Below are 17,596 nucleotides of genomic sequence, written 5' to 3'. Positions count from 1 at the left end.
CAGGGCGTTAGGTATTTATAAATAATGAATTATGCAGATACAGAAATAATCAAGATATTTAAAGAACAAGATGGCATGTGGACCCTTGTGGAGTTGGAAAATGAACAGTCTTATCGAGTTCTAAATATTGCGTGGGGATATGATATGGGAGATAAGTGGGCTCATATTACGACAAATATTAGTCCTAGTGAGGATGGCGTGGATGTGGACTTCTTTTATACTTCCGAAATTAAGCTTCTGCGCGATGAAAAAACTAACAAAGTACTGTTTAAGGCAGAGTAGTTTTAAAAAATTGTGCTTTACGTCAAAACACCTAACAAACTGTTCAAGCAGATTCGGCACGCGTGGCATTTTTGGTTTGCAGTAAGTTTTGTGTTTACGGAGTAGTGCTGAAGCATTTGTATCGCGTGCCTCACTACTTAACAGGGCGTTATGTGTATTCCGATATAAAAGAGTTAGTCATGAAAGATTTGTCTATGGCTGTGGTCGTTAAGCGCGATAAGGTTCTTATCCAGCAGCGATATCGTCGAAATAAAGGTATGGTATTTGAATTCCCTGGAGGTTCAGTAGATCACGGTGAATCCGGTGAAGAAGCTGCTATTCGAGAATTATGGGAAGAGACTGGTTTAAGTAATTTGAAATTGTTAGGAAGTCATCAGTTTCAAAATGAGTTTGGCGGTGATATTCATTATGTTGTTCTGGCCGCACTTGATGACAGTATCCCTAAAATAACCGATGAAAATAGGCAGCAAACATTTTACTGGTTTAAACCAAACGAAATTCCGTTGGTAGATTTTTATAGAGCGGACGTAGAGTTTATCGGAAAATATTTAGCAAAATACACATAACAAACTGTTCAAGCAGATTCGGCATGCGTGGCATTTTTGGTTTGCAGTGATTTTAGTGTTTACGGAGTAGTGCAGCAGCTTTTGTATTACATGCCTCACTACTTAACAGGGCGTTAAATTCAAAGGAATATTCGATGTTGGCAAATATGTTTGCACATTATTTAGAAATGGCATGGAAGCAGGAATCTCAGAAAGCAAATTTTTCTGAGATTAAGCAGTTTCGAGCTTTAATGGATAGTTTTGCCTCTCTAAACAGCACTTTTAGACTTGAAGAGTTTCATGGAATGAAGCATCAAGTAGTTTTTAATGGACAAGGCAGTTGGGGAAGGAACACCGCTCGCTGTGAAATTTCAGATTTATTGATCGTGTCGTATAAGAAAACTCCATCATTTGAAGCAAGGGTTACTTTACTTCAGGCTAAAAGGTCTCTAGAAAAACACGACCTATGTAGCAGTTGGACAAGTGGTTCTTGTTCTACAAGCTTTAAGGCTAATCTTGAACAATGGGACTTGTTAGCAAGGAGACCAAATGTTTTACCTTACCCACCTTTTGACTGTCATCCTGAAATATTAAGTGGAGCTGAATTGCCATCGATTGGTTCTATTGGAGTCTTTCACAAGATAAAGGGAAAAGAGTATAACTTTTTCTATATGTCCGCAGATTGTGCTTCACCGCTTAGTAACCCTACAACTAAGTATGCGAAGTTGAAGGTTCATAAATTGAAACCTGCACGAATGATAAACGGGTATAAAGAGTGTACGTTTGCATGTTGTATTAATACGTTTGGTGAAGCACTTTATAACTTAGAAATAGGGACTCCTGTACACGATGAGAAAGGATTGAGTAAACAATCCGAAAGGTATCGTAATAACTTACGAGGGTGGCTGAAGATGGTACTTATGAGTCATATAGAGATGACCTCTCCAGATAGTTCTTTAGCTCGGGAGTTTGAAGAACTTTTGGACACTGACTTTGAAGGTGAGTTTATGCATCAGCCGCCAAACCTTATTCTGATAAATTGTGATAATTGAATTTAACAATCTGTTTAAGAGTGATTCGCAACGCGTGGCATTTTTGCTATGCGTTGCGTTTAGTGTTTAAGGTGGTATGCGGGAGCTTCGGTATTGCGTTGCTCACACCTTAACAGTGGAATGATGTAAAGTTTTCCTATAAACCACAATGAACATTAATAAACTTAAAGATTATTATAATCAGTATCTTATATAATTTTGGTTTCTTCTGGGTTGTTCATCTAAGTCTCTCTTGGTACGATGATTCTGCTACATATTTGCTACACGTCAGGATGTGTTATGGCTATCAAGCAGAAGATCACCAATACCTCTATCAAGTCTCTCACCGTCGAGCAAGGACGTTTAAATGATACCGAAATCAGCGGCTTTCACGCTCGAATTTCTCCCAAAGGTTCTATCAAGTATTACCTCTATTATCGACTCAACGGAAAGCAGCGAAATTACCTGATTGGTTCGGCTGATTCACTGACGCCAGCCCAAGCACGTGATTTAGCAAAAGAGAAATCTGGATTAGTGGCAAGTGGGGTTGATGTTCAGGAATCTCGCCACGAAGCGAAACGGCTTGAAATGCGCAAGAGCCTAACGCTTGGCAAGTATTTGGAAGAGCACTATAAAGACTATTTGATTGCGATGAATCCCAAAAGGGCAAAGCAGTCTTATCAATGTGTAGCTAATAACTTTAAGCATCTTATCAACAAGCCATTAGATGAGATCAGTGCTTGGGATCTTCAGCAGTGGGTCACAGAGCGTCGAAAGGCTGGAAAGGCTCCTGCCACAATTACCTACGCTTTTAACCGGCTTAAAGCGGCGTTTAACCGCGCCGTTGAGTGGGAGTTTATCGATTCCCACAACCTCAACAACGTCAAACTTATCAAAGAAGATAACACTCGCATTCGCTACTTATCTCAAGAGGAAGAGCAAGCCTTATTGAGCGCAGTAAAAGAGCGCGATAGCCGCTTACGTGATGCTAAGCGATCGGCAGTCCACAATAAGGCGGAACTAGGACAATTTATCGATTACTTTGAGCCTTTAATTATTATGGCAATGCACACGGGTATGCGAAAAGGGGAGCTGTTAACGTTACGTTGGGAGCACATTTCTATGGTTAATCGTTACCTCACGATCCGCTCGGAAAATGCCAAATCCAAGAAAAAACGGACAATACCGCTTAATGACACTGTATATAGCATGTTGGAAGATTGGCGAGGTCAGAATCCAGAAGCAGTGTTTGTGTTTGAGCACCTTGGGAAACCTGTCGAGTTTTTTCAGCATCCTTGGCAAACGGTGTTGAAGGAAGCGGGCCTTTATGATTTCAGGTTTCATGACTTGCGGCATCATTTTGCAAGCAAATTAGTGATGGCAGGAGTGGATTTAAACATTGTTCGTGAATTGCTTGGGCACGCTGATTTAAAAATGACACTACGCTACGCGCATTTAGCCCCCGAGCATACAGCAGAAGCCGTTAGATTAATCGGTTAGTGGCATCTAAGACGTGTGCTTTTATGTCGTTAACGCCATACTAGCAATTCACTTTATAGGAGCAGTTTTTATCTGCGCTTTTACGGTATGTTGAGCAGCTCCAAAACTTACCGTACTTACCATTTCTCATTTTCATTTCATTCCCACATTTGCATATAGGACGTTCGTCGCCGCAACTTGTATCGATGCAGACTTGAAAGCCTTCTTTAATATCGCGGCTCATTGGGCTGCCACATTTAGTGCAGGGGGTCTCTTTGTGCTTACAGCGTGGATACAGTGAACATGATAAAAATTTCCCGTACTGCCCAACCTTTGGTCTCAAGATGCCGGTTCCGCAACTGTGACAGGTTATCTTTTCTGCCTCTAATTGGATTAGTGATACATCAAATTCCTCAGTCTCTATAGGATACTTCTTCTTCAATAGTTCAGTGACAAACTCACTGGCATCCATCATGTCAGCTAAAAGGTAAGCTTTGTGCTTAGCGCGTGTCAGTGCGACATAAAACAATCTTCGTTCCTCTGCATGAGTGAATTTATCACCTTGAGGAAGAAGAGCATCAACGAGTGGCGGGGTTTGTTTCTCTGATGGGAAACCATGCTTGCCAGTTGTTAGCCCTAAAACAACAACGTACTCCGCTTCTTTACCTTTTGAAGCATGAAAGGATTGATTCTCTATCTCTAGTGTCGGATATCGGTGTTTTAACGTTCTAAGTTGATGAATATCTGGAAGCTGATACCAATATCGCGCGAGCAAGTACACTTTATTTTTGCTCGGTTGTTTTGAGGTTATAACTTGGTTTGCTATGGAGGTGAGAGCTTTGTCTAAAGCAGACATTCCCTCTTCATCACTACTTTGGCGAATAACGCTTACGGCAGGTTTATCGACTTGGACAAGTGATTTAATGTCTTTTTTTAATTGGACAGGGTTCTGAGTAACGAATTGAGTCGCGACTTCACCAATGGAATTATTGAATCGAAACGTCATATCAAGCGTGGTTTCAGACGTGGGACCAAAGTAATTGGAAAACTCGGTGGTAAGTCGTACATCTGCACCACTGAACCGATATATGGCTTGCCAATCATCGCCCACACAAAATAGCGAACATCCAGGTGTACTATCGCGCAACGCTTTGACTAGTCTTGCTCTTGGCTCTGAAATGTCTTGGAATTCATCCACCAATAGGTATTTCCAAGGTGAACTGAATCTGCCGGTTTGTACGTAATCTAGTGCTTTTCCTATCATGTCATTGAAGTCAATAACTTGATGATCATGTAAGTATCTTTGATAGCTATGATAGAGCGGCATCAAAAGCTCTAGAGCCTTTTCGGTTTGCTTTGGGTCAAGCGATTCATTGATGATCCGTTCTACGCCGCTATCGTCTAGACAGGCGGCTTTGTACATATCGACCAATGCCGTGAGCAATCGAGCGAGTTCAGTCACTTGTCCCATCTTCTCTAAGTTGCTGAGTAAGACATCATCAGGAATAGGGTTAACGTCAACGTTACGGGACAATAGCTCTTGCTCTAATGCATTTAACAGCCTGCCCTTTTTGTGCTGGTGGTAAAACACTTCCACATACCCAGTTTCATATTTCTTGTGGGTTTCACGTTTCCAAGCAATGCTTTGGTGGTAACGTTCTTGATTAACATAGGGGGCAGTATTTCCGTTTTCATCGGTTCCGTAATATTCGATATAGATATCGTAATCAGGAAGGTAAAAGTCGGGTTCGTATTGACGATACTCTTCTGTTGCGACATCAATTCGATACTTGGCCTCATATTGATAGTTAATCCCCTTTCTAAATAGCCAGTTAGCTATGACCATTTCACCAAAACTTTTGACTTGTTCTCCTCTCATGGAGCGAATGTCATTGTCATTGAGATATTTGAGGTAGGCACCTTGAGAGCTAAAATCCCAAGGACTTTTGTCAACGTAATAATAAGAGCTGAAATATTCGAGTAGAGCCTTGCGATAATCACTGTCTCGCATGAGTGTCTCTATTTGATCATTCATCCATTCTGCTTTGGCTTTAGGGCTGTCTTCTAGCTTGGATAGACTCGGTTTTTTTCCTTCCACATCAGAGATGATTTTTATACCAAGGCTGTGAAACGTACTGGCTTTTACGTCATCTAGTCCGAGTTTTTCTTTGATGCGTTCGTCCATTTCTAATGCGGCAATTCGACCATAGGCAAGCATGAGTATCTCGCTTGGTTTAGCTTGCTCACTTTTCACTAAATAGCCTGTTTTACCGACCATAACGCTGGTTTTTCCGGTTCCAGCGCCAGCAAGGAGAAGGTTGTTATCATTGTCGGTCACACAAGCAATTCGCTGCTTTTGGGTCAGTGGGTTCGACTCCACCGAATCAAAAAAATCTTGATAGTGTGTAAGTTGCTTTTGTAGATAACGCTGCCGTATTTTATCGATATCGGAAGACGTCCAATTATGTATGTTGCTGAGTTTATTCGCTGTTTCTTTTGCTTGTTCTGATAGACCTTCAACTTTATCCCAGCCTTTCCAGCGTTGAATTTCTTCGTTAACGAATGCCCTAATACTGTTTACTGTGGAATCTCTAATAAATGTGGCAGTGCATTGATAATAAGCGTCACTGAGGAAACTTTGCAGACGCTCTGCGTTTTTATTTCCCCAAAACGTAATAAAATGCTTGGCGTACTTAAAGGGAAGTAAATATCCAAGCATACGATAGCGATATGGTTTCCCTTCAGCGGTAAAACTTAAATTTCCACCGTCTAGGGCAAGCGTAAACATAGGTGGTGAATCCAACTGTTCCCAAAAAAACTGATTTTCTGTTTCATCTTGAAGCACTCTAATCCCATCATTATCCACTTGAACTAGGAGATCCTTCTTGAAGAAGCGAGCCAAAGGGTTTGATGTGAGTGTCCAAAAAGTCATTGTATGCTGCCAGTTATAATTTGATATGCCTCGAAAAGTTCAAGTAGTGTAACGCATTAGATATACATAAGCAGTTGAGCTAGGTTGGGTTTCTACGATCCAATGAAACGCAAGAGTGTAAATAAACTCGGCGGTTTTAGTTTTGTTAGAAGATTGGTATTTGAATGCCTAATCTCCTGTAAGTATTCAGTTAGCTATGATGCGGTAGTTTGTTCACATTGTTCATGTCCATGGTTGTTTATACAGTAGTTTTGATGATTTAATACGGCGTCTAAGACAGTCATTACTCAAAGGGAGAGAGTTATGAACCCGCTTAAGCGCCGTTTCCTGCATTTGTCAGAGCTAACCGATAAGACCTATCTCACGCAAGGGGATGTATTTGACGCCGTTAATAACCACTTAATGGCGTTATGTGCAGTAACCCAAGGTCAGAATTTCGGAGGTTATATTTCCCGCAGTGAGCGAGTCGTCGTCTCCATTTTCGATTATGGCGGCGTTGTTCGCTTGTCGATGCCGATGTCCAAACGCTTTACTCTCTCACTGGAAACGCAGACCTGCGAAGATGTATTGATTCTAGAGCCTGACCGTGTGTACCGTTGGCGTTCGGTTAACCAAGCGTTTCATGGTGTTCAGGAAGCGAGTTTTTCCTATAAAAACGCCAGTTTTAAACAACCCACAGGACCTTTTCTTGCTAGTACTGAAATCAGTACTGACTTAACCGTAAACAGTGTACTTGGTAAGTACGCTGGAATGCTCTCCCGACTTATTCCCAATGAAAAAACTGAACAAATCGCCAATCAATACCCTGATACGGGTGGTCAGCGACTGAAAATCAAACCTCTTTCGGTTAAACCGGAGCAACTGCGCATTGATATCGACGATTTAATAGGTGTGTTTGGCGCTGAAAGCATTAAGGTGTCCGGTTACGGTTCGGTTATCGAAAGCACTTCGAGTACTACGTCAACGGTTAACCCAACGGTAGGTTCAACGGTTAAAAGTACTGAGTCAATGCACTTAAGTTCGGTTAACGCCCCATTAGATTCGGTTAGTCAACGCACTGATGTTCGGTTAGGTTCGGTTACCCAACCGTTACTCACACACCCCATTGCATTAATCGCGTATCGTATCCTTCAACGTAACGCTCAAACCAGAGCCGATAAGGTTTGGGCAATGCTTCGGCAAGACGTTAATCAACACGATTTTAACCGACACTATGACGTTGATTTAGTGGTTGAGAGTATTACGCAAGACAGTGTCACTTGGTTTGGGCGAGGCGATAGTGAAAACACCATGTCTTACGATTCATTTCGTAAAAACGTATTGGTGGATGTCCGTCGATTAGTCAAAGCAGAGCAAGCCGAAAAACTAACGTCGTCGTGAATGTCGTTACTGGCGTCATATGACGTTGTGACCGGTTAAGTTGAAGTCTCAATGAACAACAGGAGACATCAACATGACAACAAGCACCGTTGTGAAACGCGCATTTACCGAGCAAGAGACCGCTGCTTACATTGGAATGAGCCGCTCTTTCTTACGCCAATCACGAATGGAAGGGCAACGTAAAAACCGCACCATGGCACCGCCTTTCATTAAGATTGGCCGCGCTGTCCGTTACCTCAAAGAAGATCTTGACCAATGGTTAGAAAGTCATACTAAACGTGACCACCTCTCACAAAAGGAGGGCACCTATGTTTAATGACGACAACGAGCCCGCCTTTCCGCATGTAAAGTACAAAGAATCAGGGCAACGCATTGTGCTCAATACCGCTGACAATCTTAAGGCGCTACTTGATAGCGCCGGATACGAAGCCAAGCACAATCGGATGACTTTAGAGCCCGATATTTTCAAAGACAACCAATTAGCGGGGGCGCAGGAAGAAGTGCGCAGTGAGTTGATTTCTCTCGCTTCGATTTATTCCATGCCTCGAAGTGCCATTGATGACCACTTTGGCGCGTTAGCTTTAAAGAATCGGTATCACCCAATAGCAGATTGGCTACATGGAACGTGGGACGGTGTAGCAAGGGTTAACGCCGCCTTAAGCTGTCTGAAAGCCAAGCATCCTGAGCTTTCTAATGCGGTGTTGCTACACTGGTTAGTCGGCTGTGTAGCATGTCTGTTTGTTGGTAACTTCAAATCCAAATTGGTGCCCGTACTGCAAGGGGAGCAGTCATTTAAGAAAACAGCGTTTGTAGAGCGCATTGCTAACGTGATGCCTAATGCGTTTCTGGAAGGGGCAGAGCTTAACCCTGACAACAAAGACAGCGTGTTATCGGTGATTCGTTCTTGGATTGTCGAACTTGGCGAGTTAGAGCGCTCGACCAAAAACTGCCAAGGGGCACTGAAAGCGTTTGTCACGCGCTCGAAAGATACGGTAAGGCCACCTTATGCACGTACTGACATCAAGAAAGAGCGTCAAACCAATCTGATTGCGACGGTCAACGGCACGGACTTCTTAAAAGACGAGACAGGGAACACTCGTTACGCGGTGATTGAATTGGTCGATGAAACGGATATGGAGACGTTGAATCACATTCTTGGATGGGAATATCAGCCAACAGGGGAGTTAACCCTCAAAGAGCCTGAGAAACTGCGTCAGTTCTGGTTAGAGGTGAAACACCAGTTTATGGTCAAACATCATCCTTGGATGTTACCTGCCGCGTTACAAGCGCAAGTCTCACAGGAATCCGCTAAGTATGTAGACAAAGGGAACTGGTACAACTTATTGAATGACCACTTAGCTGACTGTCACGGCAAAGCAAAAGAGTGGCTTTCTACTAAACAAGTGTGTGAGCTGTTACGAATCGATGCTTCAAAGGGCAGTGTGCTTGGCAAAGCACTGAATCAGCTCCATAAAGAAGGACGAATTAAGAAGAAACTGAAAAACGGCTACAACCAATACTTGTTCCCAACGGTTACTCCCCACATTCCATTTCAGTAAGTTGCCAAATTAACCCCACCTCCCCCACTTGCCTCACTGATTAAGTGGGGGAGGTGGGGCAAGTGGGGTAAGTTTTGAGACTTAGAGTTTGATAAATCACCGTATTCCAGTCGTTAACAAAAAGAATTGAGGCGTAAGTCGAAGCTATCGCAAATTTAATATGTTTCAATATGCATATCGAATGGGCGGGCGAAATCATGGCAAAAAAGAATGATGGGATTATTTGGCATCTTATGGATGCGCCGTGGTGGCTCAGTCTCATTGTCGCTGCCATTGTCTATATTAGTTTGAGTGTTGTGCTGCCTGCCTTAGCCAAGGGTACAGGGAATTTGGTTTTTGATGCCATAGCGCCAAACCTAAGCCTAATCGCTCCTTATCTCACTTTTCTCTTCTTAGTTCCAACTCCTATCGCGTTTATTAAGCAATTCAAAAGACGGCGCCAGTTTTCTTCGACAACATCCGAAATAGCCCATCGAGGCACAACAGAGCCATTAAAAAGCCTGACATGGTTAGAGTTTGAAAGCTATATCGGAGAATTCTTTAAGCAGCAAGGCTATGAAGTTAAACAAGCGTTCTCTCAAAAGCCTGACGGTGGCGTTGATATATGGATGAGAAAAGATGGGGAACTGACACTAGTACAATGCACGCATTGGAAGACTCGCAAAGTGGGCATTCCGATATTGCGAGAGATGTATGCCGTAATGATAGAACACAGTGCCAGCAAGATGATCGTGGTAACGTCAGGTGACTTTACCTCTGAAGCGGTGAAATACGCCTTGGATAAAAAGCTATGGCTGATAAATGGTGGCGATCTCGTCAATATGATTGAACTTGCACAACATTGCCGAACTGAGGCGAAAACGAAAGCTGAGTTACCTGCTGAGCCTGAACTTATCTGTCCAAGCTGCCATTCAACACTGGTAAAGCGCACCGCGAAAAGAGGGGACAACAAAGGTCGGGCGTTTTATGGGTGCTCTGCCTATCCAAGATGCCGTTATACAAAAAACATCGGTGTAATGTGATGAATGGGAATGCATTAACTAGAAAGGAATTGCCCCTTTCTGTTTAGTTAGAGTTATCAGTAGTAACTACTCAGGCAGTTACTATTAATAGAAATCAACCTGTATGTTTGTATGCGAAGAAGTAGAATAGAACATGTATATGTTAAGAAAGCTTAGGAATGTAATTAGTCAGTTCTTCTCCCCAAAAAAAGCACCTGACATTAAATCCGATATAGCGCTAACTACTAAGTTAGATGACACTCATATTAGTCATACTTCCCCGAACTGTATGCTAGCGCTAAATTTTCTTGGTAAGGACTTCCTTGATGTTTACGAAAAAGAGCACAACATAATTCTTTCGCACAAAACCTTTGGGGATGGTCCTGTACTAGATGTGCGTGAGGCTGGGAATGCGGTTTATCTTGATGTTGATATAAATGGCGAGATACTAACCTTTAAGTCTTCGTCTTTGTCCTATAAATTCTTTAATGGGGCTTTCGTAACTCATACAGTTGCTGATAAATATAATAGCTACAAAACATTCACCGAGAAAAAGCGACGAATCAAGGAAGAATATCGTCAGGCATTCCAGCGTGAAGCTGAACCTGATGAATTCCATGCCAGTTCTGTACTGTCCGAAGGTAATCGCTGGAAGAAGTATGGCAATGATACTTCACATGCATACTCTCAAACGAAGGGTGGAGGTAAAGGCTTGCATCATTAGCAAGTAATTTAGCCCAGCTTCGGGCTAACATGGCTAACTCATTGCTGTCCAGAACTTTCACAGATGGCACTTCGTAACTCAGAAGTGCCCCTTTCCAATTTAGATCAAAGGCTCCGTCCACTCTCTATTCACGTTGATTTGTCTTACTTAAAGTTATCTGAAGGAATAACTCTGGCATGTTGTGCCTCAAGTTGAGGGAGTCCATATCATTTGGTTGGCTCCTTGAGGTAGTAACTACCCTAGAAAGAAACTATAATGCCGACAATAAGTTAAAAATGAGATTCTTGTAAATGGCACATATTAAGCGTCTAACTATCAAAGGATTTAAATCCATATATGATCAGGATATTGATTTAGGTAGATTGAATGTCTTTATCGGTACAAATGGTGCTGGTAAGAGCAACTTACTAGAATCTATTGCAATGCTTTCCGCTTCAGTCGAAGGGGGAATTGATTATGAAAGGCTATCAAGGCGTGGGGCTCGCCTATCTTCTCCCAAGATATTTCGGACGTCATTGCGTAATAAAGACCGAAGAAATACGTTTTCTATTGAAGCAGAAACTGAGTCACTGTGTTATAAAATGAGCGTTAATGCAGTAGATGGCTTTTCGTATAATGCTGAATCCCTTAAAAAAAATGGAAAATCAGTTTGTGGTCGTTCGAATAATGGAGCGACGATTTTAGGAAGCCAAATAAAAAACAAGCTAGATAGAGAGAAAAGCATTATTCCTTTATATCGTTCGTTTGAAAGCGATATTGATGATCTAAGTGTTTTGGAGCAGTTTGCGATATTCGCTCCTTCAACACCTATTTTGAGAGGTGTTGCAACAGATAACAGCAATAAGTCCCCTTTAGGGCTTTATGGTGGACGTCTCGCAGAGTCATTAAATGAAATAATGGCCGATATATCAAAAAGGAAAGAACTTCAACGATTCTTTAAGTTACTCGACTGGTTTAAGGAAGTTGGTACTTCATCGCAGCCAAATAGTGATCTTATGTCTGAACATATGACAATTGGACGGCGAGTTGTTAGTTATAAAGATAAGTTTATGAAAACTAACTTTAACGACCTATATGCTTATGACGTTAGTGAAGGTGCACTATTTATTCTGTTTGTTTTAGCTCTTCTGGCACATAAAGACTCACCTGATTTTTTTGCGCTAGATAATATTGACAGTGCTCTGAATCCAGGTTTGGTGAAAAACCTTATGGGTCATATAGCGGAATATATTCAGGGTGATAGTTCTAAACAAGTCATGCTTACAACTCACAACCCAACGACATTAGATGCTGTTGATCTATTTAATCCAGACCATCGATTATTCGTAGTAAGTAGAGGTGAGGATGGTCAGACTGTTATCGATAGAATGTCGCCCCCGGAAGGAATGACGAAAGAAGATTGGGAGAAACAGTATTTTGGGTTGAAGCTTTCTGAAATTTGGTTGTCGGGAGCATTTGGTGGATTAAATACAGGTATTTAAAATGAAGAAACTCAAATACTTGTTAGTATGTGAAGGTCCCACCGATGTTGCTTTTTTAAAAAGGTTATCTAGTAAGTTGGGTAAAGACTTGGGGGCTGAAGTTACAATTCAAGAGTTGTCACCACAAAGAGATGCGACCACTGGAGAATGGCCAGCTCATGGATGGAATGCAGTAAGGACTTGGTGTAAATCTTGGAGAGTAAAATCAGATGACGATTTTGCCAGTATAGCTCCTCATTTCGTAGAGTTAGCCAAACGTAGAACTTGGAAAGCACTGGTTAAAACTAGTGCCGATGGTTTGATTATTCAGATGGATACTGATATCGCAGAACATATCACTGATTTAGACGAACGCTTCCCCAATACCGCATTAGGTAGAAGAGAGTTTTGCGAAAAAGCCCTTTTTAATTGGATTAACGAATCTGAAACTTCAGAGGAAAAGCCTGTTTTCTTGCTACCTAGTTATGCAATGGAAACATGGTTATTAGCGCTGTATGACCCATCTGAAAATGTGTTTTCTGATTTAGGAACAGGATTCAATTATGAAGAGATTGTCAACTTGGAAGATAGGTTGATTTCACTAGGCTTTTCTTCTAAGAAGAAAAAAGGTGTGGACAGGTTAGCCAAAAAAGATAGTCAATATTTGAACTATGCGGATCGAGTTTATAATAATTTTCAAACTGTTAAGTCCCGTTGCTCAGAAGCTGAAAAGTTTGAATGTTTTCTAATCGAAAGCATAAGAAACCAATGATTTAACTGGAATCCTAAATAGCATTTAAAGTTTCAAGATACTTCTTCTAATCTGGTACGGACAATATCGGGTTCTGTCTCTAAACCGTTTCTGTCCATCTTCGAGTCAGCTTGATCATTCGTGCCTGCATCGTTATGCAAATCTGCGGGGGAGAGGTAACTCAGAATTGGAAAAGCTGAGTTATCCACTGCTCATTAAGTAAATACAAAAAGATCATGTAGCCCGCTTAAGTAGATTCGAACTCTCGAGTGCTAGATACTAAGTCTAAAATATTTAAAATCAACCATTTAAGAATTAAATCACTTTAAAGTTTGTACTTCATTGTTCCCTGATAAGTAACATTCCGAGCTCATCACTTTTGAACGTCTGCTATAACTTTCTCGTACTCAACAGGAATAAACTTACAATTTGAAAGTGTAATCATAACCTTGTTAACGATGGTACACTTCAGATCTCCATCTCTACCTTTTTTGCAGTATGCATTTAGTTCTGGATATTTTTCTTTAATTTTCCGCTCAAGAGCGTGACCATTCATTCTTAGGTAATCCCTATCTGTATATAGTTTTAAACCTGATGTATAGGCTAGAACTGCATCTTTATTACTATCTCTTCCGAGCACCTTAAATATCAATCTATCTATACTAACTTGTAAAAGCTGGTCATTTTCAATAAATTCATGCCAGTTGACTTCAGAGCCACATATATCAGACATAGTATGATTTTTATCCACATGAAGGAGTAAGTTTATACAGACAGGATCTAACGTTATATTTTCAATAGAGTAAGCATAATCTTCAGCTAATATAGAGATACCTTTTTTAGGCCTGTTCTTTAGATCCCAATCAATAATACCTCTAACGGTTTTACTGTCGTTATTAAGAAGTGCCTCTACTTGACCTAATACCTGCACACAGTTGCCAATTCCATTAATTGATTCTGTAAACTCACTGAGCAGGTTCTCATCAGTAACTTGGAGAATTTGCTTCGCCTTATCCATTAGTTGCTGACTTGGCATTTTTGGACCTGAACTAACAAAGCTCAATGATACTTTAGGGTCGATTAACCTTGAGGAGTTCATTAATCTATAGTAGATACTTTGATATACATCTGCATCATACTGACTCTCAACGAAAACTTGACGTCTATTATCTGGACTAATTGATATTTGTGTTACACCATCTAAAAGCTCAGCGATCCCTTCATCTTTTTCAATAAGTTTAAGATTATTATTTTCAACTAGAAATACGCTATCTTTTGGTGATAAAGCTACAGTAGTTGGTGAATGCGTACTAATAATAACTATAGAACCAAAGCTTTTGCTAAAGGACTCTAGTGCTTTATACATTTTCACAACCATCTTGGGGTGCAGAAAAGCATCTGGCTCATCGATAAGCAAAACCTTAGGTGCCTTTGTAAATTCCACCTCGTAGTACTGAGTATTAAACAAAGTTAGCGCTAACCATAGCAGTGTTTTTTCACCTGATGAAAGCTGCTGAACTGATAGAACAGAGTCTTTTCCGTCTTCTGTATTAATCAAACTAGCTTGAAAAGAGTAGCTTTTTGAATCTTCGTCAGGGACATTGAACTTAAATTTACCATCAAAAGTTTCGTCAAGTATTTTATTTATTACAATCCATGGTTTGTCTCCAAACTTATCTACAAACTCAACATCCGAAAAGAACTTAACATCTTCATTTTCAACTGTATTCAGCCACTTATTATACTTATTTAGGTGCTGCCTCTGGATATACTGATTAAAGATAGTCGATATATTCTGAACCCCAAGGATATTGTTAGAAGGCTCTTCATAATTTAGTATTATATCGTCATGACTAAGCTCTGAGGCAGGCTTGTCCATTTTCTTTGATATTGCTGAACAAAGGTTGTAAAGCTGCTCATAATTTAAAGTATTACTTTCATTTCTTCGGTCATGTGCTTGAGATTTACTTCTATCAAAAGGAAGATCGAAGTCATGCTTAACACTATTATAAAAGCTCAAAGCAGCTGTAAGTCGTTGTTGACTATTTGAATGGTTATAAACATTCCCAAGGTTTGGATTAAGAGCTGATTGTTTTATATACGAAATGCTAGCCTTATCTAAGGGTGACCCGTTAATGGATATTTGAGTAGATCCATTACTAACACTTTCAATAAATCTGGTTTTTCCTGAGCCGTTTCTTCCTGTTAAAACCATAACTATCGTATCCAAGCTGCTCACGGGCTTCTCAAGCAAAAATCCGTTCAAGTCTTTTGTTCCTGTGAGTTGAACATCTAATCCAAGTTCCATTGTCGATACCCTAATCTAGCCAATAACACGGTTTAATAAACACTACCTACATTGCCATTATATGCATATGTTAATCTTTGACTAAAGTAAATGTGATAGGTGTACCCGTTAGGTATACCTATATGACTATACCCAAACTACTTTCAGACCATATCCGGAAGGGGTAAGTTCGTATTCGGGGTGCACCATACGGATAGCACGTTAGAATCAAACGAGCACATTTCGGACTAGCAACTTGTTTTGGGAAGTCGGCAAATCAGGGAATGATCCAGACACTGCATTCTTGCGATGAATTCTGTATAAAACAAATATACCCGTGGAGAGTACCGATGACAGGAATTGTCCATTTTCTTGCATTTCATGCACTGCGATCAGCGGTGCCTTATTACGTTTGGGATACTAAAACTTATCGATAGGGCAGAAAACAGCCCGTCATCTTAAATTGGAAATGTCCAAAAGAGTGCCTGAGAGCAGAAAAGCGATGTTTATAGTTCTTGGGCAATTGTAAAGCTACATATTTGCTATATATGCTTTGTTTTATGTATAAATTTTCTATTTAACTTATTGATTTTAATTGATATGTTATAATTTTTGTCACGCCTTAACAGGGCGTTATGTGCTTGGAGGAAAAATGGAATATTTTCAGTACTATGGAATCGACTGGGTTGCAATGGTACTTACGTTTCTTGCAATTTGGCAAATTGGAAATAAGAACAAAATCGGGTTCATTTTAATGATGTGCGGTAACACTAGTTGGGTAGTAGTTGGTTATCTTACTGGCAGTGTGGCAATGATAATTGCAAATATCATCTTTTTTTCAATGAACCTTAGAGCAATCATCAAATGGTCGACGCCAGAGAAAGAGCCTAAAGTTAGTGTTGCTGAGCAGTCATCTACAAGCTAGAAGTTTGCACATAACAAACTGTTCAAGAGGGATTCGCAACGCGTGGCATTTTCACTATGCGTTGGTTTTAGTGTTTAAGGTGGCTTGCGGCGGCTTCTATATTGCGTTGCTCACCCCTTAACAGGGCGTTATACAAAATGGAGAAATCAGACCATGGAAAAGGTTGATTGGCATAAAAATGATATTGATGACGGTACAGTCATTACAGATAGTTACAAGACAACTCAAAACGTTCGCCGCTATTTTAAATCCAAATTTGGTGAGCAATTTAAATTCGACCGAGATTTCATGCAATGGATGAAAAGTTCGGTGGGTTTAACAATGGGTGACGCTTCCCAAGAGTGGATTAGGCGTCAAGATTCAAAGTAAGTCGCGCGAAATTTTGTATAACAAACTGTTCAAGCAGATTCGGCACGCGTGGCAGTTTTGGTTTGCAGTGGTTTTTGTGTTTACGGAGTAGTGCAGAAACATTTGTATTGCATGCCTCACTACTTAACAGGGCGTTATGTTTCACTTTGATTTAGAAGAAATAAAAGGTTTCTTGGCGCTTATTTCTTTGGTCTCTTTGGCCATTCGTTCGAGTTGCCTCAGCAATTCAATATTGTCTGCCCAAGTTCATGAATCCCTCAAACATAATCACGCTTCAAAGTTCGTGAGTTGCTTCAATCTGAAATCGCGTCTGTGTGTTGAAAATTGGGCTGGCTTAAAGTCTCTTCGGTTATGTTTCCCAATTAGCAAATCTGCAGCGGGGCTTTCGGCAATTCGGGTTTTGTCTTTCGCTGTTTTGACAGGGATGCAATCGCTCGCTAAAAGCTATCAAAGTTGCCTCAATCAAATTTCTGGGAATTACGCGATTTGTATTTATCGCTTTTGTCGGTTAATTCCACAACATCGTGTGATGCAAGTTAAACAATTTCTTATTCAATTCAGTTCTTTGCCATGTGAGCGAATTAGTTGTGGTAAAACATAACAAAGTGTTTAAGAGGGATTCGTCAACGCGTGGCACTTTCACTTCAAATCGGTTTATGTGATTAAGGCGGTCATATCCGCTTTGGCGGCAGCGTTGTCTCACCCCTTAACACGGCGTTATGCGACAAGGCAAAATTTTTAGGTTTCTCTAAATTTAATCTCTTTGGCCATTCGCTTTGTGGTTTCGGCAAATCAGTATTTTCGGCTCAAATTCTTGAATCACTCCAACTGTAAAACATGCCAAAGTTCGTCAAGTTGCCTCATTAAAAAT

15 protein-coding genes are annotated in these 17,596 nt (G+C 40.8%); 13 read left to right on the top strand and 2 right to left on the bottom strand.

All coding sequences use genetic code 11. The features are described from left to right. Positions 1–24: 24 nt before the first annotated feature. The 4 genes from BLS03_RS25450 (at position 25) to BLS03_RS18155 (ending at position 3,358) form a co-directional block, all read left to right on the top strand. Positions 25–282, top strand: a complete 258-nt coding sequence (locus BLS03_RS25450; RefSeq protein ID WP_143015652.1) for a hypothetical protein — start codon at positions 25–27, stop codon at positions 280–282. A gap of 179 nt (positions 283–461) precedes the next feature. Continuing rightward, positions 462–848, top strand: a complete 387-nt coding sequence (locus tag BLS03_RS18170; protein WP_093277265.1) for an NUDIX hydrolase — start codon at positions 462–464, stop codon at positions 846–848. 134 nt (positions 849–982) lie between these two features. Continuing rightward, a complete protein-coding gene (locus BLS03_RS18165; protein WP_039625422.1) occupies positions 983–1,879 on the top strand; it encodes a hypothetical protein in 897 nt (298 codons plus the stop codon). A gap of 279 nt (positions 1,880–2,158) precedes the next feature. Beyond that, positions 2,159–3,358, top strand: coding sequence for a site-specific integrase (locus tag BLS03_RS18155; RefSeq protein ID WP_093277260.1), 1,200 nt, complete (start codon positions 2,159–2,161; stop codon positions 3,356–3,358). 40 nt (positions 3,359–3,398) lie between these two features. Here BLS03_RS18155 and BLS03_RS18150 read toward each other — a convergent pair whose 3' ends face one another. Next, positions 3,399–6,269, bottom strand: a complete 2,871-nt coding sequence (locus BLS03_RS18150; protein WP_093277258.1) for a UvrD-helicase domain-containing protein — start codon at positions 6,267–6,269, stop codon at positions 3,399–3,401. Positions 6,270–6,572: 303 nt separating this feature from the next. Here BLS03_RS18150 and BLS03_RS18145 point away from each other — a divergent pair, with 303 nt between their 5' ends. The 7 genes from BLS03_RS18145 (at position 6,573) to BLS03_RS18115 (ending at position 13,165) form a co-directional block, all read left to right on the top strand. Then, the gene (locus BLS03_RS18145; protein ID WP_093277255.1) at positions 6,573–7,649 is read left to right on the top strand and encodes a hypothetical protein; all 1,077 of its coding nucleotides are present in this window, start codon (positions 6,573–6,575) and stop codon (positions 7,647–7,649) included. Positions 7,650–7,722: 73 nt separating this feature from the next. Then, positions 7,723–7,965 (top strand): helix-turn-helix transcriptional regulator, encoded by a 243-nt coding sequence (locus BLS03_RS18140; RefSeq protein WP_093277252.1) that lies wholly within the window; start codon positions 7,723–7,725, stop codon positions 7,963–7,965. Beyond that, positions 7,958–9,208: a VapE domain-containing protein gene (locus BLS03_RS18135; protein WP_093277249.1), complete on the top strand. Its 1,251-nt coding sequence runs from the start codon at positions 7,958–7,960 to the stop codon at positions 9,206–9,208. The genes BLS03_RS18140 and BLS03_RS18135 overlap by 8 nt, the downstream gene beginning before the upstream one ends. Before the next feature lie 197 nt (positions 9,209–9,405). Then, on the top strand, positions 9,406–10,230 hold the full coding sequence (locus BLS03_RS18130; RefSeq protein WP_093277511.1) for a restriction endonuclease: 825 nt from the start codon (positions 9,406–9,408) through the stop codon (positions 10,228–10,230). Positions 10,231–10,369: 139 nt separating this feature from the next. Next, on the top strand, positions 10,370–10,933 hold the full coding sequence (locus BLS03_RS18125) for a hypothetical protein (RefSeq protein ID WP_093277246.1): 564 nt from the start codon (positions 10,370–10,372) through the stop codon (positions 10,931–10,933). A 290-nt stretch (positions 10,934–11,223) separates the two neighbouring features. Next, a complete protein-coding gene (locus BLS03_RS18120; RefSeq protein ID WP_093277241.1) occupies positions 11,224–12,414 on the top strand; it encodes an AAA family ATPase in 1,191 nt (396 codons plus the stop codon). A 1-nt stretch (position 12,415) separates the two neighbouring features. Then, entirely contained in the window at positions 12,416–13,165 is a 750-nt protein-coding gene (locus BLS03_RS18115) for a hypothetical protein (RefSeq protein ID WP_093277238.1), read from the top strand. Between the two features lie 352 nt (positions 13,166–13,517). On the opposite strand, the gene BLS03_RS18110 is transcribed toward BLS03_RS18115, so the two are convergent. Beyond that, positions 13,518–15,452 (bottom strand): ATP-binding protein, encoded by a 1,935-nt coding sequence (locus BLS03_RS18110; protein ID WP_093277236.1) that lies wholly within the window; start codon positions 15,450–15,452, stop codon positions 13,518–13,520. Between the two features lie 631 nt (positions 15,453–16,083). Between BLS03_RS18110 and BLS03_RS18105 the strand changes: the two genes are divergently transcribed. Then, positions 16,084–16,356, top strand: coding sequence for a nicotinamide mononucleotide transporter (locus BLS03_RS18105; RefSeq protein WP_029837077.1), 273 nt, complete (start codon positions 16,084–16,086; stop codon positions 16,354–16,356). Positions 16,357–16,509: 153 nt separating this feature from the next. Further along, a complete protein-coding gene (locus BLS03_RS18095; RefSeq protein WP_077283254.1) occupies positions 16,510–16,725 on the top strand; it encodes a DUF6434 domain-containing protein in 216 nt (71 codons plus the stop codon). Positions 16,726–17,596: the final 871 nt, after the last annotated feature.

This window comes from Vibrio xiamenensis (genome assembly GCF_900100015.1).
GTDB classification, from domain to species: Bacteria; Pseudomonadota; Gammaproteobacteria; order Enterobacterales; family Vibrionaceae; genus Vibrio; species Vibrio xiamenensis.
The sequence above is the reverse complement of the archived record's forward strand: the minus strand, read 5'-3'. Positions and strand labels throughout refer to the sequence as shown.